General features: G+C 68.6%; 16 protein-coding genes. 9 read left to right on the forward strand and 7 right to left on the reverse strand.

Annotated features, from left to right (window positions below; translation table 11 throughout):
• Nucleotides 1-9: 9 nt before the first annotated feature.
• Nucleotides 10-3510: a DNA polymerase III subunit alpha gene (gene dnaE / locus AC1DF3_RS11355; protein WP_286531560.1), complete on the reverse strand. Its 3501-nt coding sequence runs from the start codon at nt 3508-3510 to the stop codon at nt 10-12.
• 62 nt (nt 3511-3572) lie between these two features.
• On the opposite strand from dnaE, the gene AC1DF3_RS11360 reads away from it, so the two are divergent.
• Nucleotides 3573-4361, forward strand: coding sequence for a sulfurtransferase (locus AC1DF3_RS11360; RefSeq protein ID WP_286531559.1), 789 nt, complete (start codon nt 3573-3575; stop codon nt 4359-4361).
• Between the two features lie 3 nt (nt 4362-4364).
• Here AC1DF3_RS11360 and AC1DF3_RS11365 read toward each other — a convergent pair whose 3' ends face one another.
• The 4 genes from AC1DF3_RS11365 to AC1DF3_RS11380 all read right to left on the reverse strand — a co-directional run bounded on the left by AC1DF3_RS11365 (nt 4365) and on the right by AC1DF3_RS11380 (nt 7110).
• Nucleotides 4365-5279, reverse strand: a complete 915-nt coding sequence (locus AC1DF3_RS11365) for a pirin family protein (protein WP_286531558.1) — start codon at nt 5277-5279, stop codon at nt 4365-4367.
• A gap of 28 nt (nt 5280-5307) precedes the next feature.
• Entirely contained in the window at nt 5308-5859 is a 552-nt protein-coding gene (locus tag AC1DF3_RS11370; protein WP_286531557.1) for a flavodoxin family protein, read from the reverse strand.
• Between the two features lie 75 nt (nt 5860-5934).
• A complete protein-coding gene (locus AC1DF3_RS11375) occupies nt 5935-6372 on the reverse strand; it encodes a DoxX family protein (RefSeq protein WP_286531556.1) in 438 nt (145 codons plus the stop codon).
• Between the two features lie 36 nt (nt 6373-6408).
• Complete coding sequence (locus AC1DF3_RS11380; RefSeq protein ID WP_286531555.1) at nt 6409-7110, reverse strand: pirin family protein; 702 nt, start codon at nt 7108-7110, stop codon at nt 6409-6411.
• A gap of 145 nt (nt 7111-7255) precedes the next feature.
• Here AC1DF3_RS11380 and AC1DF3_RS11385 point away from each other — a divergent pair, with 145 nt between their 5' ends.
• Genes AC1DF3_RS11385 through trmB form a run of 4 tightly spaced genes read left to right on the forward strand, consistent with a single transcriptional unit; the run spans nt 7256 to nt 11002 of the window.
• A complete protein-coding gene (locus AC1DF3_RS11385; RefSeq protein WP_286531554.1) occupies nt 7256-8209 on the forward strand; it encodes a LysR family transcriptional regulator in 954 nt (317 codons plus the stop codon).
• Between the two features lie 42 nt (nt 8210-8251).
• The gene (locus AC1DF3_RS11390; protein WP_286531553.1) at nt 8252-9322 is read left to right on the forward strand and encodes an NAD(P)/FAD-dependent oxidoreductase; all 1071 of its coding nucleotides are present in this window, start codon (nt 8252-8254) and stop codon (nt 9320-9322) included.
• A 16-nt stretch (nt 9323-9338) separates the two neighbouring features.
• Nucleotides 9339-10253: a tRNA glutamyl-Q(34) synthetase GluQRS gene (gene gluQRS, locus AC1DF3_RS11395; protein WP_286531552.1), complete on the forward strand. Its 915-nt coding sequence runs from the start codon at nt 9339-9341 to the stop codon at nt 10251-10253.
• Nucleotides 10211-11002 (forward strand): tRNA (guanosine(46)-N7)-methyltransferase TrmB, encoded by a 792-nt coding sequence (gene trmB / locus AC1DF3_RS11400; RefSeq protein ID WP_286531551.1) that lies wholly within the window; start codon nt 10211-10213, stop codon nt 11000-11002. Before gluQRS ends, trmB begins: the two co-directional genes overlap by 43 nt.
• A 14-nt stretch (nt 11003-11016) precedes the next feature.
• Here trmB and AC1DF3_RS11405 read toward each other — a convergent pair whose 3' ends face one another.
• A complete protein-coding gene (locus tag AC1DF3_RS11405; protein ID WP_286531550.1) occupies nt 11017-11454 on the reverse strand; it encodes a hypothetical protein in 438 nt (145 codons plus the stop codon).
• A gap of 227 nt (nt 11455-11681) precedes the next feature.
• Between AC1DF3_RS11405 and AC1DF3_RS11410 the strand changes: the two genes are divergently transcribed.
• Nucleotides 11682-12857, forward strand: a complete 1176-nt coding sequence (locus AC1DF3_RS11410; RefSeq protein WP_478139678.1) for an ABC transporter substrate-binding protein — start codon at nt 11682-11684, stop codon at nt 12855-12857.
• 215 nt (nt 12858-13072) lie between these two features.
• Nucleotides 13073-13651, forward strand: a complete 579-nt coding sequence (locus tag AC1DF3_RS11415) for a hypothetical protein (protein WP_478139679.1) — start codon at nt 13073-13075, stop codon at nt 13649-13651.
• Between the two features lie 19 nt (nt 13652-13670).
• Here the strand turns inward: AC1DF3_RS11415 and AC1DF3_RS11420 are convergent, their stop codons facing one another.
• On the reverse strand, nt 13671-14393 hold the full coding sequence (locus AC1DF3_RS11420) for a Crp/Fnr family transcriptional regulator (RefSeq protein WP_286531546.1): 723 nt from the start codon (nt 14391-14393) through the stop codon (nt 13671-13673).
• A gap of 111 nt (nt 14394-14504) precedes the next feature.
• Here AC1DF3_RS11420 and AC1DF3_RS11425 point away from each other — a divergent pair, with 111 nt between their 5' ends.
• Nucleotides 14505-15098 (forward strand): HD domain-containing protein, encoded by a 594-nt coding sequence (locus AC1DF3_RS11425; protein WP_301810721.1) that lies wholly within the window; start codon nt 14505-14507, stop codon nt 15096-15098.
• A gap of 27 nt (nt 15099-15125) precedes the next feature.
• Complete coding sequence (locus AC1DF3_RS11430; protein WP_286531543.1) at nt 15126-15893, forward strand: class II aldolase/adducin family protein; 768 nt, start codon at nt 15126-15128, stop codon at nt 15891-15893.
• The last annotated feature ends 87 nt before the right edge of the window (nt 15894-15980 follow it).

Genomic DNA, 15980 nt, shown 5'->3' on the forward strand with positions numbered 1-15980 from the left:
TGCGCAGGTCTACTCGTAGACCACCGCCGCCTTGCCCGCATCGGCCTGCGCCGTCCAGCTGGCCAACGCCGCATCGGTGGGGAAGAACTTGGCCCGCTCGCCCAGCTGCAGTTCGACCTGCGCGCCGCCGCGCGCCATCGACAGGCGCACACCCAGCCCCTGCCGCAGCTCGCCGTGTTCGCTCTGCTCGGTGCGGGGCGGGAAGTCCTTGACCAGCCGCGCGATGTCGGGCGCCTTGCCGTTCACCGCCACGCGCAGGAACTTGCCGAAGCGGCAGCGCGCCGTGGCCAGGTCCCAGACCTGCTGGACCTGGAAGCGGGCCTCGAAACCGCCGCGGCCGGGCTGCAGGCGACCGCTGACGATCACCAGCTCGTCGTCCTTGAGCACGTTGCGGTTGGCATTGAAGAGCGCTTCGTCGGCGGTGCCGTCGATCGCGCCCGACTTGTCGTCGAGCTTGAAGATCGCGAGCCGGCCGCGCTGGCCGTTGATGACCCGGAAGTCGCTCACGATGCCGGCGATCACCTGGGGCTCACGGCTGTCGAGAAGCTCGTCGATCTCGCGCTTGCAGAAGCGCCGCACCTCGTGCTCGACCTCGTCGAACAGGTGGCCCGACAGGTAGAAGCCAACGGCCGTCTTCTCGTAGGTGAGCCGCTCCTTGACGCCCCAGGGCGTGGCGTCGACCAGGCCGGGCTCCTGGGCCGCCGAGCCGTGCTCGCAGTCGCCGAAGATGTCGGCCTGCGCCACGTTGGCCTGGGTCGCGTTGGCGAATTCGAAGGCGCGATCGACCGAGGCGATCAGCGAGGCCCGGTTCTGCTGGATCGCGTCGAAGGCGCCGGCCTTGATCAGGGCCTCGACGGTGCGCTTGTTGATGCGCTGGCGGTCGACGCGCACGCAGAAGTCGAACAGGCTCGTGAACGCGCCGCCCTCCTCGCGCGCCTTCACGATGGCCTCGACCGCGAGCTGGCCCGTGCCCTTGACCGCGCCCAGTCCGTAGCGGATCACGCGGTCGGTCACCGGCTCGAAGCGGTAGTTGCCGCGGTTCACGTCCGGCGGCTCGAAGCTGATGCCGAAGTTCTTCTGGGCGTCCTCGAACAGCACCTTGAGCTTGTCGGTGTCGTCCATTTCCACCGTCATGTTGGCGCAGAAGAACTCGGCCGTGTAGTGGACCTTGAGCCAGCCCGTGTGGTACGCCAGCAGCGAGTAGGCGGCCGCGTGCGACTTGTTGAAGCCGTAGCCCGCGAACTTCTCCATCAGGTCGAAGATCTCGTCGGCCTTCTTCTGGTCGATGTCGTTCTTGGCCGCGCCCTTGCGGAAGATCTCGCGGTGCTCGGCCATTTCCTCGGCCTTCTTCTTGCCCATCGCGCGGCGCAAGAGGTCGGCGCCGCCGAGCGAGTAGCCGCCCAGGATCTGCGCCGTCTGCATCACCTGCTCTTGATAGACCATGATCCCGTAGGTCTCGGACAGCATCTCGGCCACCAGCGGGTGCGGATACTCGACCGGCTCGCGCCCGTGCTTGCGCGCCACGAAGCTGGGGATCAGGTCCATCGGGCCCGGACGGTAGAGCGCGTTCAGCGCGATCAGGTCCTCGAGCCGGGTCGGCCGCGCGTCCTTCAGCATGCCCTGCATGCCGCGCGATTCGAACTGGAACACGGCCTCGGTCTTGCCCTCGGAAAAGAGCTTGTAGGTGGGCACGTCGTTGAGCGGGATGTTCTCGAAGGCGAAGTTCTCCTGGCCCTTGTGGCGCGCGACGATGAAGTCCTTGGCGATCTCCAGGATGGTCAGCGTGGCCAGGCCCAGGAAGTCGAACTTGACCAGGCCCACGGCCTCGACGTCGTCCTTGTCGTACTGGCTCACGGCCGAATCGCTGCCCGGCTGCTGGTAGAGCGGGCAGAAGTCGGTGAGCTTGCCCGGCGCGATCAGCACGCCGCCCGCGTGCATGCCGATGTTGCGGGTCATGCCTTCGAGCTTCTGCGCCAGCTCGACCAGCATGCGGACTTCTTCTTCCTTCTCGATGCGGGCGGCGAGCTGCGGCTCGGCAGCGATCGCGTACTTTTCCCGGTCGGCTTCCGACAGGTCCGCGGGCGGGTACTGGATCGTGACCGGCTTGCCGGGCTTGTTCGGGATCAGCTTGCTGACGCCGTCGCAGAACATGTAGCTCATGTCGAGCACCCGGCCGACGTCGCGGATCGCGGCCCGCGCGGCCATGGTGCCGAAGGTGGCGATCTGGCTCACCGCGTCGCGCCCGTACTTGTCCTTGACGTAGTCGATCACGCGGTCGCGGTTGCCCTGGCAGAAGTCGATGTCGAAGTCGGGCATCGAGACCCGCTCCGGGTTCAGGAAGCGTTCGAACAGCAGCTTGTATTCGAGCGGGTCGAGGTCGGTGATCTTGAGCGCGTAGGCCACCAGCGAGCCGGCGCCCGAGCCCCGGCCCGGACCGACCGGGCAGCCGTTCTTCTTGGCCCAGTTGATGAAGTCGCCGACGATCAGGAAGTAGCCCGGAAAGCCCATCTTCAGGATCGTGTTGATCTCGAACTCGAGCCGCTCGACGTAGCGCGGCCGCTCGGCATCGCGCTTGGCGGCGTCGGGGTACAGGTGCGCCAGGCGCTCTTCGAGCCCTTCGAACGAGGCGACGCGGAAGTACTCCTCGATCGGCATGCCATTGGGCGTCGGGAAGTTCGGCAGCTGCGGCTTGCCGAGAACCAGCGTGAGGTTGCAGCGCTTGGCGATCTCGACCGTGTTGGCCAACGCGCTCGGCACGTCGGCGAACAGCGCCGCCATCTCGGCCGAGGACTTGAAATACTGCTCGCGCGTGAACTTGCGCACCCGGCGCGGGTTGCCGAGGATCTCGCCCTCGGAGATGCAGACCCGTGCCTCGTGCGCCTCGTAGTCGTCGGCGGTGGCGAACTGCACGGGATGGGTCGCGACCACCGGCAGCCTGAGGCGCGCGGCGAGCTTGACGGCGGCGACCACGTGCGGCTCGTCGTCGGGCCGGCCGGCCCGCTGCAGTTCGATGTAGAAGCGGTGCGGGAACAGGCCGGCGAGCTGCAGTGCGATCTCGGCGGCGCGCTCTTCGTGGCCCTGCAGCAGCGCCGCGCCGAGCGGTCCGGCCTGCGCGCCCGACAGCGCGATCAGCCCGCCCTGCAGTTCCTCGAGCCAGGCCACCTTGCAGGCCGCCTGGGCCTGGCCGCGGCCCACGTTCTGGGTCCAGGCGCGCGCCAGCAGCTCGGACAGGTGCAGGTAGCCTTCCTTGTTTTGCACCAGAAGGACGATGCGGGTCAGCGCGCCCGGCTCGGCGCCCAGGCCTTCGACATGGATTTCGGCGCCCAGCACCGGCTTGACGCCCTTGCCGCGCGCCTCCTTGTAGAACTTGACGGCGCCGAACAGGTTGTTGAGGTCGGTGATCGCCAGCGAAGGCTGGCCGTCGGCGGCCGCGGCCTTGACGACTTCATCGATGCGGTTGGTGCCGTCGACGACGGAAAACTCGGTGTGCAGGCGCAGGTGAACGAACATCCGGCCATTGTAGAAAACGCCGCCTCCACGATGTGATGCGGGCATCCCTACAATCGCGCCCCGTGCAAGAAATACTGAACATCGCCGCTTACAAATTCGTCGGCATCGCCGACAGCGCCGATCTGCGCGAGCACTTGCGTGCCCGCACCCATGCGCTGGCGCTCAAGGGCACCATCCTGCTGGCGCCTGAAGGCATCAACCTGTTCCTCGCCGGGGAAAAAGAGAAGGTCCACACCTTCCTCGCGGAACTGCGCGCCGATCCTCGTTTTGCCGACCTCGAGGCCAAGGAGAGCTGGTCGCAGGCGCAGCCGTTCCGGCGCATGCTGGTCAAGCTGAAGCGCGAGATCATCCGGATGGACCATCCGGCGATCCAGCCGGCCGCAGGCCGGGCGCCGGGCGTCGACGCCCCGACACTCAAGCGCTGGCTCGACCAGGGGCACGACGACGCCGGCAAGCCGGTCGCGCTGCTCGACACCCGCAATGCCTTCGAGGTCGACCACGGCACCTTCGACGGCGCGATCGACTGGCGGATCGGCAAATTCACCGAATTCCCGAAGGCGCTGAGCCAGCACGCCGGCGACCTGGCCGGCAAGACCGTGGTCAGCTTCTGCACCGGGGGCATCCGCTGCGAGAAGGCCGCGATCCTGATGCGCGAGGCCGGCCTGGCCGATGTGCTGCAGCTCGAAGGCGGCATCCTCAAGTATTTCGAACAGGTCGGCGGTGCGCACTACCACGGCGAGTGCTTCGTGTTCGACGGCCGCGAATCGCTGGCGCCGGACCTGAGCGCGCGTTCGAACCGCGCCAGCGCCCGGGCCTCGGAAGACCCGGACCTGGCGCTCAAAAAGAACTGAGGCTCAGACCGGCGTCGTGCCGGAATCCGCCGCCTGCTGCACCTGGAACGGATGCCCCGGCAGCGGGATGAATTCGGTTTCGCCGGGCACCTGGCCCATGCGCTGGGCGGCCCAGTCGGCGCCGGCCTCGAGAATGCGCTCGCGCCGGCTCGAGACGAAGTTCCAGGTGATGAAGCGCGGCCCGTCGAGCGGCTCGCCGCCGATCACCACCAGCCGCACCGCGCCCTGCGCGGCAAGCACGCCGCCCTGGCCTTCGGCCAGCATCGCCATCTGGTGCTGCGCCACCGGCTCGCCGTCGAGCGTGATGTCGCCATCGACCGGATAGACCGCGAGCTCGCGCGCCAGCGCCGGCAGTTCGAATCGCCCGCCGGCCGGCAATGCCACGTCGAGGTAGACGGTCTGCGACAGCGTCGCCACCGGCGAACGAACGCCGAACGCTTCGCCGACCAGCACCCGCACCGGCACACCCTGCACCTCCAGCGCCGGAATGTCCGCCGCCGCCGTGTGGACGAAGCTCGGCTCGACTTCTTCGTGGGCCTGGGGCAAGGCGACCCACAGCTGCAGGCCATGGTTGACGTACGTGGCATCGCGCAGCGTGTCGGGCTTGCGCTCGGAGTGCACGATGCCGCGCCCGGCGGTCATCCAGTTGATCGCGCCGGGGCGGATCTCCTGCACGCTGCCGAGGCTGTCGCGGTGCATCATCGCGCCCTCGAAGAGATAGGTGACGGTCGCCAGGCCGATGTGCGGATGCGGGCGCACGTCGTGCTCGGAGCCGGGCGTCTCGGTGGCCGGCCCGAAATGGTCGAAGAAGACGAACGGGCCGACCGAGCGCTGCTTCGCCGCCGGCAGCAATCGCCGCACCTTGAAGCCGCCGCCGAGGTCCTTGTCGTGGGGTTGAAGCAGAAGCGGTGCGGTCATCGGGGTTCTCCGTGGGGCGGTTGCGGGATCAGGCCCGCGATCTTGCCACCTCGGCGACCCGCTCGCCAAACGCGCGCGCGGTGTCGAAATCGCCGCGGGCCATTTCGGCCGGGCTCGCGTCTGTGGGTGATGTCGTCAGCAGGCCGTTGTAGCCGCCGACGTAGTTGAGCGAGTCGCGCGTCGCCGCCTTGTCGTTGCTCGGCATGATCCCGAGGCTGACCCACAGCCCGCTGTGCTGCATCGCCAGGTGCCAGAGATAGGTCAGCGTGGCGTCCTTGTCGCCGTTCATGGCGGCGCTGTTGCTGAAGCCGGCGAAGAGCTTGTTCTTCCAGCCCTGCACGTACCAGACCTTCGAGGAGGCGTCGGCGAACTTCTTGAACTGCCAGCTCGGCCCGCCCATGTAGGTGGGCGCGCCCATGATGATCGCATCGGCCGCCGCCAGCAGCTCCCAGCCGTGGGCCGGGAGATTGCCGTCGGCGTCGATCGCCAGCAGGTGGGCCTCGGCGCCGTCGGCCACCGCCTGCGCGATGCGCTGCGTATGGCCATAGCCCGAATGAAAAACCACGACGATGTCCGCCATCGAATACTTCCTGGAAGAAAACAATCGCGCATCGTACGCAATAGCCCGGCCGGCGCGGCCGGGCTGGGGCGAGGACTACTTCCGGTCGATCGAGAACCGACCGGCGCCGAGGGCGGCGATCGCGAGCAGACCACCGGCGATGGCGATGTTCTTGAAGAACATCAGCTGGTTCACGTACGCCTTGTCGGCGGGCATGGCCCAGTAGTTGTGGAAGAACACCGCCGTCGCGACCGTGAACACGGCCAGCACGATCGACACGATGCGCGTCTTGTAGCCGACCAGCAGCAGCAGGCCGAGACCGAGTTCCACGGCGATCGCGATGACAGCGCCGAGCTGCGGCATCGGCAGGCCGACGGCGCCGATGTAGCCGACGACGCCGGCGAAGCCGCCGATCTTGCCGAAGCCGGCCGGCACGAAGAGCAAGGCGATCAGCACGCGGCCGAGCAGCGCGAGCGCGTCTTGCGAGGCGCCGGCGCTGGGCGCGGCGGCGTAGGGGGCGGTGGTGGTGGACATGGGATGGACTCCTCTAGGTTGAAAAAAAGTTGGATCTCAGGCTGCGAGATCGAATACGAGCACTTCGGCATCCTTGGCGGCACCGAGCGTCAGCCGGCTTTCGCCTTCGATCAGCGCAGCGTCACCGGTAGCGAGCTTCGTGCCATTCGCTTCGAGTTCGCCGCGCACCAGGTGCACGTAGCTCTTGCGCTTCGGGTCCAGCGCCAGGCTGGCTTGTTCGTCGCCGTCGAGCAGGCCCGCGAACAGGCGGGCGTCGGCATGCAGCAGCACCGAGCCGTCGGCACCGTCGGGCGACGCGACCAGGCGCAGCCTGCCGCGCTTCTGTTCGGCTGGGAAGGTCTTCTGCTCGTAGCCCGGCGCGATGCCGCGCACGTTCGGCTCGATCCAGATCTGCAGGAAGTGCGTGGTCTCGTCGGCCTTGTGGTTGAACTCGCTGTGCATCACGCCGCGGCCCGCGCTCATGCGCTGGACGTCGCCGGGCGGGATCGACTCCACGTTGCCCATGCTGTCCTTGTGCGCCAGCTCGCCGGAAAGGACATAGCTGATGATCTCCATGTCCTTGTGGCCATGGGTCCCGAAGCCGGCGCCGGCGGCGACCCGGTCCTCGTTGATCACGCGCAGATTGCCGAAGCCCATGTGGGCCGGATCGTAGTAGCCTGCGAAAGAGAAGCTGTGAAAGGAGCGCAGCCAGCCGTGATCGGCATAACCGCGTTCCTGGGATTTGCGAACCTGCAACATCGTCGAACTCCTGCCCTCTCATGGAGGGCCTTCCGAAATGCCGCGCCCTGTGCGCAGCGGATGCCTCAACTTTAGGGTCCGGGGCAGGCCCCGAAAGCGCTCGGCTTTGATGGCATCATTCAATTTTTTTGAATGATCGAGCCCGATGCCTACTGCCCGTGACGTGCTGACGCCCGATGCCCTGGCCATGCTGCAGACCGTGGCCAGCACCGGCAGCTTCGCCGCTGCCGCCCGCTCGCTGAACCTGGTGCCGAGCGCCCTGAGCTACCGGGTGCGGCTGATCGAGGACGCGCTCGACGTCCTGCTGTTCGACCGCAGCGGACGCCAGGCGCGAGTGACGGAGGCCGGCGTCGAGCTGCTGCGCGAATCGTCCCGCCTGCTGGGCGAGATCGATTCGGTCGCCAACCGGGTCAAGCGCATCGCCACCGGCTGGGAACCGATGCTGACGATCGCGGTCGACAGCGTGATCGCGCGCGACCCGCTGCTCGACCTGGTCAGCGCCTTCTACGCCCTGGAGCCGCCGACGCGGCTCAAGCTGCGCGACGAAACCCTGCTCGGCACGATCGAGGCCCTGACCAGCGGCGAGGCAGATCTGGCGGTCGGCGCGGTGCTCGATGCCGCCAGCCTGGCCTTCACCGCCACCGGGATCCGCAGCCGGCCGCTGGGCCAGTTGCTCTTCGTCTATGCGGTGGCGCCGCACCATCCGCTGGCCCGGCTCCCGGAACCGCTCAGCGACGACGTCCTGCGCCAGCATCGCGCGGTGGCCGCGGCCGATTCGTCGCGCTCGGGGCCGAGCATGACGGTCAACCTGGTCGGCGGCCAGGACGTGCTCACGGTGCCGACCATGCAGGCCAAGCTGGCGGCCCAGCTGCACGGGCTGGGCGGCGGCTTCCTGCCGGAGCCGATGGCGCGCCCGTACATCGAGGCCGGCCACCTGGTCGAACGCAAGACCGAGCGGGTGCTGCCGATCGCGACCATGCACTGCGCCTGGCGGGTGCGCAGCGCCGGCAGCCCGGGCCGCGCGATGCAGTGGTGGCTGGAGCGCTTCGACAACGAAGGCACGCGCCGCGCCTTGCTCGAACGCCACCGTGGGCGCTAGCCAACCCGGTTAGAGTCACATGGCAACAACCGAGAGACTGCCATGACACTGCGCCCCGACGCCGACCGCCACCGATCCCCCGCCTCCCGCCACTACGCCGTCATCGGCGCCGGCATCGCCGGCGTGGCCTGTGCCCGAACGCTGCTGCAGGCCGGCCACCGCGTGACGGTGTTCGAACGCGAAGCCGCCGCCGGCGGCCGCATGGCCAGCGAGTCCACCCCCTTCGGCCGCTTCGACAGCGGCGCCCAGTACTTCACGGTGCGCGATCCGCGCTTCGCACGGGTGCTGGAAACCACCCCCCAGATCTGCAAGCCCTGGAGCGCCAACCTGGTGCGCGTGCTCGACGCCCACGGCCGGGTCGCCGAGGCCGCCCTGCCGGCGCGCGAACCGCATTTCGTCGCCCAGCCCGGCATGGATGCGCTGGTCGCGCATTGGGCCCAGCCCCTCGGCGACGCGCTGCTGACCGGTACCCACGTGACGCAGATCGAGCGCGACGCCCTCGACGGCCGGCGCTGGCAGCTGCGCACGGCCGGTGCCGACGACTCGCAGCATGTCTATTCCGGGTTCGACGCGGTGCTGCTGGCGGTCCCGCCGGCGCGCGCCCGCGCGCTGCTGGGCGACGGCGGACTGTCCGCCGACCTCAGCCGCCGGATCGAGCCGGTTCGCATCGCGCCCTGCTGGACGCTGATGATCGCCTTTCCACAGGCCAACCAGCCGACGCTGTCGCACCTGGGGCCGCAATGGAATGCCGCCCGCAGCACCCACCATCGCGTGGCCTGGCTGGCGCGCGAATCTTCCAAGCCCGGGCGCGATCCGATCGAGCGCTGGACCCTGCAGGCCAGCGCCGCCTGGTCGCAGGAGCACCTGCGCGACGACGCCGCGCGGGTCGAGGCCAAACTGCTGCGCGCCTTCGCCGAGATCACCGGCATCCGCGCCGAGCCTTCGCACGCGCAGGCCCGCTGCTGGCCCGAGGCACAGACCCAGGTGCCGGTGGGCAAGCCGCACCTGTGGGACGCCAAGGCCCGCATCGGCATCGCCGGCGACTGGTGCACCGGCCATCGGGTCGAGGACGCCTTCCTCTCCGGCCTGACGCTGGCGCTCAAGCTGGCCTGATCCGCTCGCCGGACCGATGCGCCGGATCGGCCGTTTCGCGCCTTCGCCAACCGGGCCGCTGCATGCCGGCTCGCTGGTCGCGGCGCTGGCCAGCTGGCTCGACGTCCGGGCCCGCGGCCCGCAGGCACGCTGGCTGGTGCGCATCGAGGATGCCGACACAGAACGCTGCCTGCCCGGCATGGACCAGCGCATCCTCGCGCAGCTGGCCGCCTGCGGGCTGCTCCCGGACGAAGCGCCCGAGTGGCAGACCCGCCGCACGGGCCTCTACCAGGACGCGCTCGATCGCCTCGTGGCCGCGCAATGGGCCTACCCCTGCGGCTGTTCACGCAAGGACATCGAGCAGGCACTGGCCGCCCGCGGCATCGCGCATGCACGCCATGGCGAACGGGTCTACCCCGGGACCTGCCGCGACGGCCTGCACGGCAAGCCGCCACGGGCCTGGCGCTTCGCGACCTCGAAGTTCGAAGCCGCTCGAGGCGCCGGCCTGCTGCAATGGAACGACCGCCGTCTCGGCGCCCGGCAACAGGCGGTCGGCCGGGAGGTCGGCGACTTCGTTCTCAAGCGCGCCGACGGGCCGTGGGCCTACCAGCTCGCGGTGGTGGTCGACGACGCCGACCAGGGCGTGACCGACGTGGTGCGCGGTGAAGACCTGGCGGACAACACGGCACGCCAGATCCTGCTGCAGCAGGCCCTCGGACTGCCGACGCCGAGCTACCTCCATACGCCGCTGGTGCTCGCCGCCGACGGCAACAAGCTGTCCAAGCAGAACGGCGCCCAGGCGCTCGCCACGGCGACGCCGGCAGAGGCGCTGGCGGCACTGCAGAGCGCAGCACAGGTGCTCGGGCTGCGGCCGGCGGCCGCCGCCGCGCCGGCCGAAGCGCTCGCCTCATGGGTAGTCGAATGGCGCGGTCTCTACAATCCGCCGCCGTGACTCCCAGTTCCCCCACCGACCTCCCCTCCGACCCGCCGGCCGACGCGCCCGCGGGCGACAAACCCACCGGCGAGGCGCATCCGCTGCACCGCCGGCTGAAGAGCTTCGTCAAGCGCGGCGGCCGCACCACCGAAGGCCAGGCCCGGGCCTACGAGCAGTTCGGGCCGCGCTTCCTGCTTCCCTACCGTGCCGAAGCGCTGGACTTCGCGGCCGCTTTCGGCCGCCAGGCCCCGACCGTGCTCGAAATCGGCTTCGGCATGGGCGAGGCGACGGCGCACATCGCGGCCCTGATGCCCGAGAAGAACTTCCTTTGCTGCGAGGTGCATGAACCCGGTGTCGGCGCGCTGCTCAAGCGCATCGGCGAACAGCAGCTGCAAAACATTCGCATCTGCGCCCACGACGCGGTCGACGTGCTCGACCACATGCTGCCGCCGGCGTCGCTGGCGGGCGTGCACGTGTTCTTTCCGGACCCCTGGCACAAGACCCGGCACAACAAGCGCCGGTTGATCCAGCCGCCCTTCGTGCGCAAGCTGGCCGATCGGCTGGCGCCCGGCGGCTACCTGCACTGCGCCACGGACTGGCAGCCCTACGCCGAGCAGATGCTCGAGGTGCTGTCGGGCGAGCCGCTGCTGCGCAATACCGCCGACGGCTATGCGCCGAAGCCGGACTACCGGCCGCTGACCAAGTTCGAGAACCGGGGCCTCAAGCTGGGCCACGGCGTCTGGGACGTCGTGTTCGAGCGCCGCTGAACGGCGCTCGGCCTTCAGTGCGCGAGGCTGGGCAGCTGGCCGGCCGGCGTGGGCTCCACGCCCTGCGCCTGCAGCAGGTTCTTCTGCGCCGCCATGATGAGCGCGGCACGATAGGCCGAGCGGCTTGCGATCTTGGTGTGCGTGATGAGCGCCTGCCACTCGCGCTCGAGTTCCGGGTCGGGGCGGTCGCTGCGGCGGTTCAGCAGCGCCTGGCTGACATCGACCAGGGCAGCGGCCGAGCTGAGGCAGATGTTGGCCGCGGTCTGGGCCGCACTGGCGCGGAAGCGCTGCTCGTCGGTCTGCGAGGCGGCGCGCAGCGCTTCCAGCGGCAGGTTGGCGGTCGGCCCCAGGTAGAGGGTGCCCTGGAGTTCGCTGTCGGCGTGGGCCAGCACTTTCTCGATGGCCAGCAGCGCGCTTTCCAGCAGTGCGATTTCAGTTGACGTTTGCTTCATTTCATCCATCCGGAGCCATTCCGGCACAGCCAGGATGTTGCCAGCGGACACCCCTTGGCCCCTGTGCAAAAAGCCACAACTCAAATACAAAAGTTAACAAATTTGGAAACGACGTTGGCGCCGCCAGCCGCCTGTCGGGTTTCCATGGCCACCTCACGTGACTTAATGCCTTCGTTGGAGGCACCAAAGTTGCTACATTTTTTAATAAATGTAGTGAAAGGCTTCCAATGATGCTGAATCGCAGGATCTGGCTGGCGAACTCCGGCGCCGCGCTGCTGCTGGGCGCGGGCCTCGGCGGCCTGGCCGGCCCCAGCCACGCCCAGACTGCGCCGCGCCCTGCTGCTGTAGCAGCGCGCACCGTCGTCCTCGGCCAATCGGTGCCCCTGACCGGCGCAGCCAGCGAGATCGGACTGGCCTTCGCAGCCGGCGCTCGGCTCTACGCGACCGAGTTCAACGAGAGCAGCGCCGCCAGCGGAATCCAGCTGAAGCTGGTGCAGCTGGACGACGGCTACGACGCGACCCGCGCCGCGGCCAACGCGCGCACGCTGCTCGATACGCACAAGGCCGACATGCTGTTCGGCTTCGTCGGCACCGCCAGCAGCGACGCCGGCGCGGCGGTCGCGGCGAAGCAGGGCAGCATCCTGTTCGCGCCTTTCGCGGCGGCCGACAACCTGCGCGCCGCCGCGCATCCCAACGTGTTCCACGTCCGGCCCAGCATGGCGGACGAGGCCTTCAAGATCGTGCGCCAGTGCGAAACGGTCGGCCAGACCCGCATCGCGCTGATCGGCGACGACGACGCGATGGGCCGCGCCGGCCTGGCCGCCGTGCAGCAGGCGATGACCGATCTCAAGCTGGCGCCGCTGGTGGCGAGCGCCCTGGTGCCGGGCAGCAGCGACAAGCTCGAATCGGCACTGGCTGCAGTCCAGAAGCAGTCGCCGCAGGCCATCGTGCTGGTGTCGCTCTCGAGCACCACGGCCGACGTCATCCGCCGGCTCCGAAAGACCGGCTACGCCGGCAGCTTCACGGCGTTCTCGATCGTCGGCATCGATCCGCTCTATGCGGAACTCGGCAAGGACATCGGCGGCATCGTGATTTCGCAGGTCGTGCCGTCGCCGCGCCCCTCGGCGATCCCGATCGTCAAGGAATACCTGGCGGCGATCGAGAACTCGGACCAGGCGCCTTCGTACGAGGGCCTCGAGGGTTTCATTGCCACCAAGGCCGCGGCCGAGGCGGTGCGCCGCGCCGGCAAGGCCTACACGCCCGCCACCTTGCAGCGCGCGATGGCCGGCATGACGGACTACGACGTCGGCGGCTTCCGCATCAACCTGCGCCCGGGCCTGCGCGATCCGGGGCGCAGCATCGACCTGATCAGCATCACCAAGGAAGGCCGGATCCTGCGCTGAGCGGGTGGCCTGCCCGTTGTTCAGCCCCGGCGCTCTCCTCGATCGAAGCGGCGCCGGCGCCCGCACCCGCCCCCGAGCCTGTTCCCGCGCCCAAGACCTGAAAGGACACCGACTGCACCCAGAGCGCCTCCACGCTGCCGGCCTGCACCACCGACTTCTCGGACAACCAGGCTTCGGTCGCGATCGCCGACGACCACGGCCTGAAGGTCATCGAGATGCAGACCACCGCCCACGCGCTGGCCAGCGTGCCCAGCAAGAACAACGCGGTCACCGGCAACAAGTCCGTCTACGGCATCAACCTGCTGCATGGGGTCAAGCTGTCCGAATTTCCGGGCATCCGCTTCGCGATGAAGCTCAATACCGGCGACACGACCTTGCTCCAGGACGTCTACGTGACCTACACGGTGAGCCTGCAGTGTGATGGCAACGACTGGCTGAACCTGGTCACGACGGCCACCGACATGGGGCCTTCGACCACCGACGCCGATGGCTACACCAGCTACGGCGCCGCGCCGGCCGAGGTGAAGTGGGCCCGGTCCGGCAGCAAGCCCTTCCCAACCACCGGCCTGCCCGTGCTGCTGAACGCCGCGATCAATTCCACCGGCGGACCGCTGAGCCTCGATGCCCTGATCGCCGCCTATCCGAAGGCCTGCATCTACAACTTCCCCAACTCGACCGCCGGCGGCATCACGCCGACTCCCGCGGTGGACTTCAACCTGGGCGACTCTCGAACCATCACCGACAAGAAGGCCTGGATCCGGCGGATCGCGTTCGGCGACAAGACGGTGTTCTGAAGCGTTGGGGCGCGTCCCCCTAGCCCGTGTTGCCCATCCGCTGCAGCGCCGCGGGCGACAGCAGCTCGATGCGGCCATAGCCCAGCCCGATCGCACCTTCCCTCGCCAGCGCGTTGAGTTCCTTCGACAGGGTCTGGCGCGTCACGCCCAGCATCATCGCCAGCGCTTCCTGCGGCAGCGCCACCGAAACCCTCGGCTCGGGCGACTGGGTCGCATCGCCGCGGGCCAGCGCCAGCAGGCGGCGGGCCACCCGGGCACGCAGCCCGCGCAGCGTGGCGTCTTCCATCAGGCCGTACAGCCCCCGCACGCGGGCCGCGAGCAGGGCTGCGATCGCCCGCCCGAAGGGGGCGCCCTGCATCTGCTGCGCGAAGGCCTGGTGCGGCACCACCAGCAGGTCGAGCGCGCTGAGCGCCGTGGCATCGTGGGTGCGCGGCGAGCCGTCGATCAGGCTGATCTCTCCGAACCAGTTGCCGGGCTCGAGCACCGCCAGGATGGCTTCGCGGCCATCGTGGCGCAGGGTCGAGATCTTGATCATGCCGGCCGCCAGGCCGTAGAAGCCGCCGCCGGCCGCATGCACCGGATCGCCCTGGCGGAACACCATCGCGCCCCGGCGCAGGTGGATCAGTTCGGCCGCCGCCAGCAGGCCTTCACGCTGCGCGCGAGGCATCGAGGCGAACCAGGGGTTGGCCTCCATCGAGGCACGGTGGGCGGCCGACAGCGGGCGCCCGGGAGGCTGCGGCATGGAATTCGGATCGGGTCCGGGGGTTTACCAGAGCGCTCCATTGTCAAATTCTTGACAGTTGAACGTCAAGTGCGGGTCTACAGTGGGCCGCGAACCCCACGGAGACACACGATGAATGCAAGAGCGAATTTCGTCCGCATGCAAGACAGCACGCAGCAGGACTGGCAACTGATCGGCGGCGAATTCATGCAGTTCGCGCAGGGCCTGCCCGCGCGCGTGATCAAGCACCTGCAGATCCTCGAAGGCGACTACGGCGGTTTCCCGATCGACCGCTACAGCCATTCGCTGCAGACGGCGACCCGCGCGCTTCGCGACGGCCGCGACGAGGAGTACGTGGTCTGCGCCCTGCTGCACGACATCGGCGACACGCTCGGCACCATGAACCACCCCGACATCGCGGCGGCGATCCTGAAGCCCTTCGTGAGCGAGGAGAACCACTGGATGGTGGCGCACCACGGCATCTTCCAGGGCCACTACTTCTTCCATCACATCGGACTCGACCGCGACCTGCGCGAGAACTTCCGCAGCCATCCCTGCTTCGACCGCACGGCCGAGTTCTGCGAGCTCTACGACAACCCGGCCTTCGACCCGATGGCCGAGACCTTGCCGATCAGCGAGTTCGAGCCCATGCTTCGGCGCCTGATGGCCCAGCCGAAGCAGAGCATCTACAAGGCCGCGCAGCAACCCGCCGCCGCTGCCGCCTGACCCTTTTCCTTTTCCCAGGAGACCCCCATGAACGCCAGCACCCCGACCGAAATCCAGAAGCTCGTCAGCGCCGAAGAATGGCAGCTGCGCGTCGACCTCGCCGCCTGCTACCGGCTGGTCGCGCTGTACGGCTGGAGCGACCTCGTCTTCACGCACATCAGCGCCCGCGTGCCGGGGCCCGAGCACCACTTCCTGATCAACCCCTACGGCCTGATGTTCGACGAGATCACGGCGTCCAGCCTGATCAAGGTCGACCAGGACTGCAACAAGGTTATCGATTCGCCCTACCCCGTGAACCCGGCCGGCTTCGTGATCCACAGTGCGGTGCATGCGGCGCGGGAAGACGTGCAATGCGTGCTGCACACCCACACCCGCGCCGGCATCGCGGTCAGCGCGCAGAAGAACGGCGTGCTGCCGATCAGCCAGCAGTCGACCTTCGTGCTGGCCTCGCTGGCCTATCACGACTACGAGGGCGTCGCCTTCCGCGACGACGAGAAGCCGCGGTTGCAGGCCGACATGGGCAACGCCAACTTCCTGATGCTGCGCAACCATGGCCTGCTGACCGTCGGCAAGACCGTGGCCGACGCCTTCCTGAGCATGTACACCTTCGAGAACACCTGCCAGATCCAGATCGCGGCGCAGGCCGGCGGCGGCGAACTGACGCAGGTCGATCCGCGCATCGTCGAGGGCGTCGGCCATGCCATGAAGGTGCAGACGGGCGGCATGGGCGGGGCTTTTGTCTGGCCCTCGCTGATCCGCAAGCTGGACCGCGTGGACGGCAGTTACAAGGATTGATCGCTGTCGGATTGGTTCGGGGCGGGCTCCCGCCGACGGCGTACTCTGCTCCGCGAATGTCCCCCGGCCTTCGGCCTCCTCCTTTAT

The organism is Variovorax sp. 10N432 (assembly GCF_056394465.1).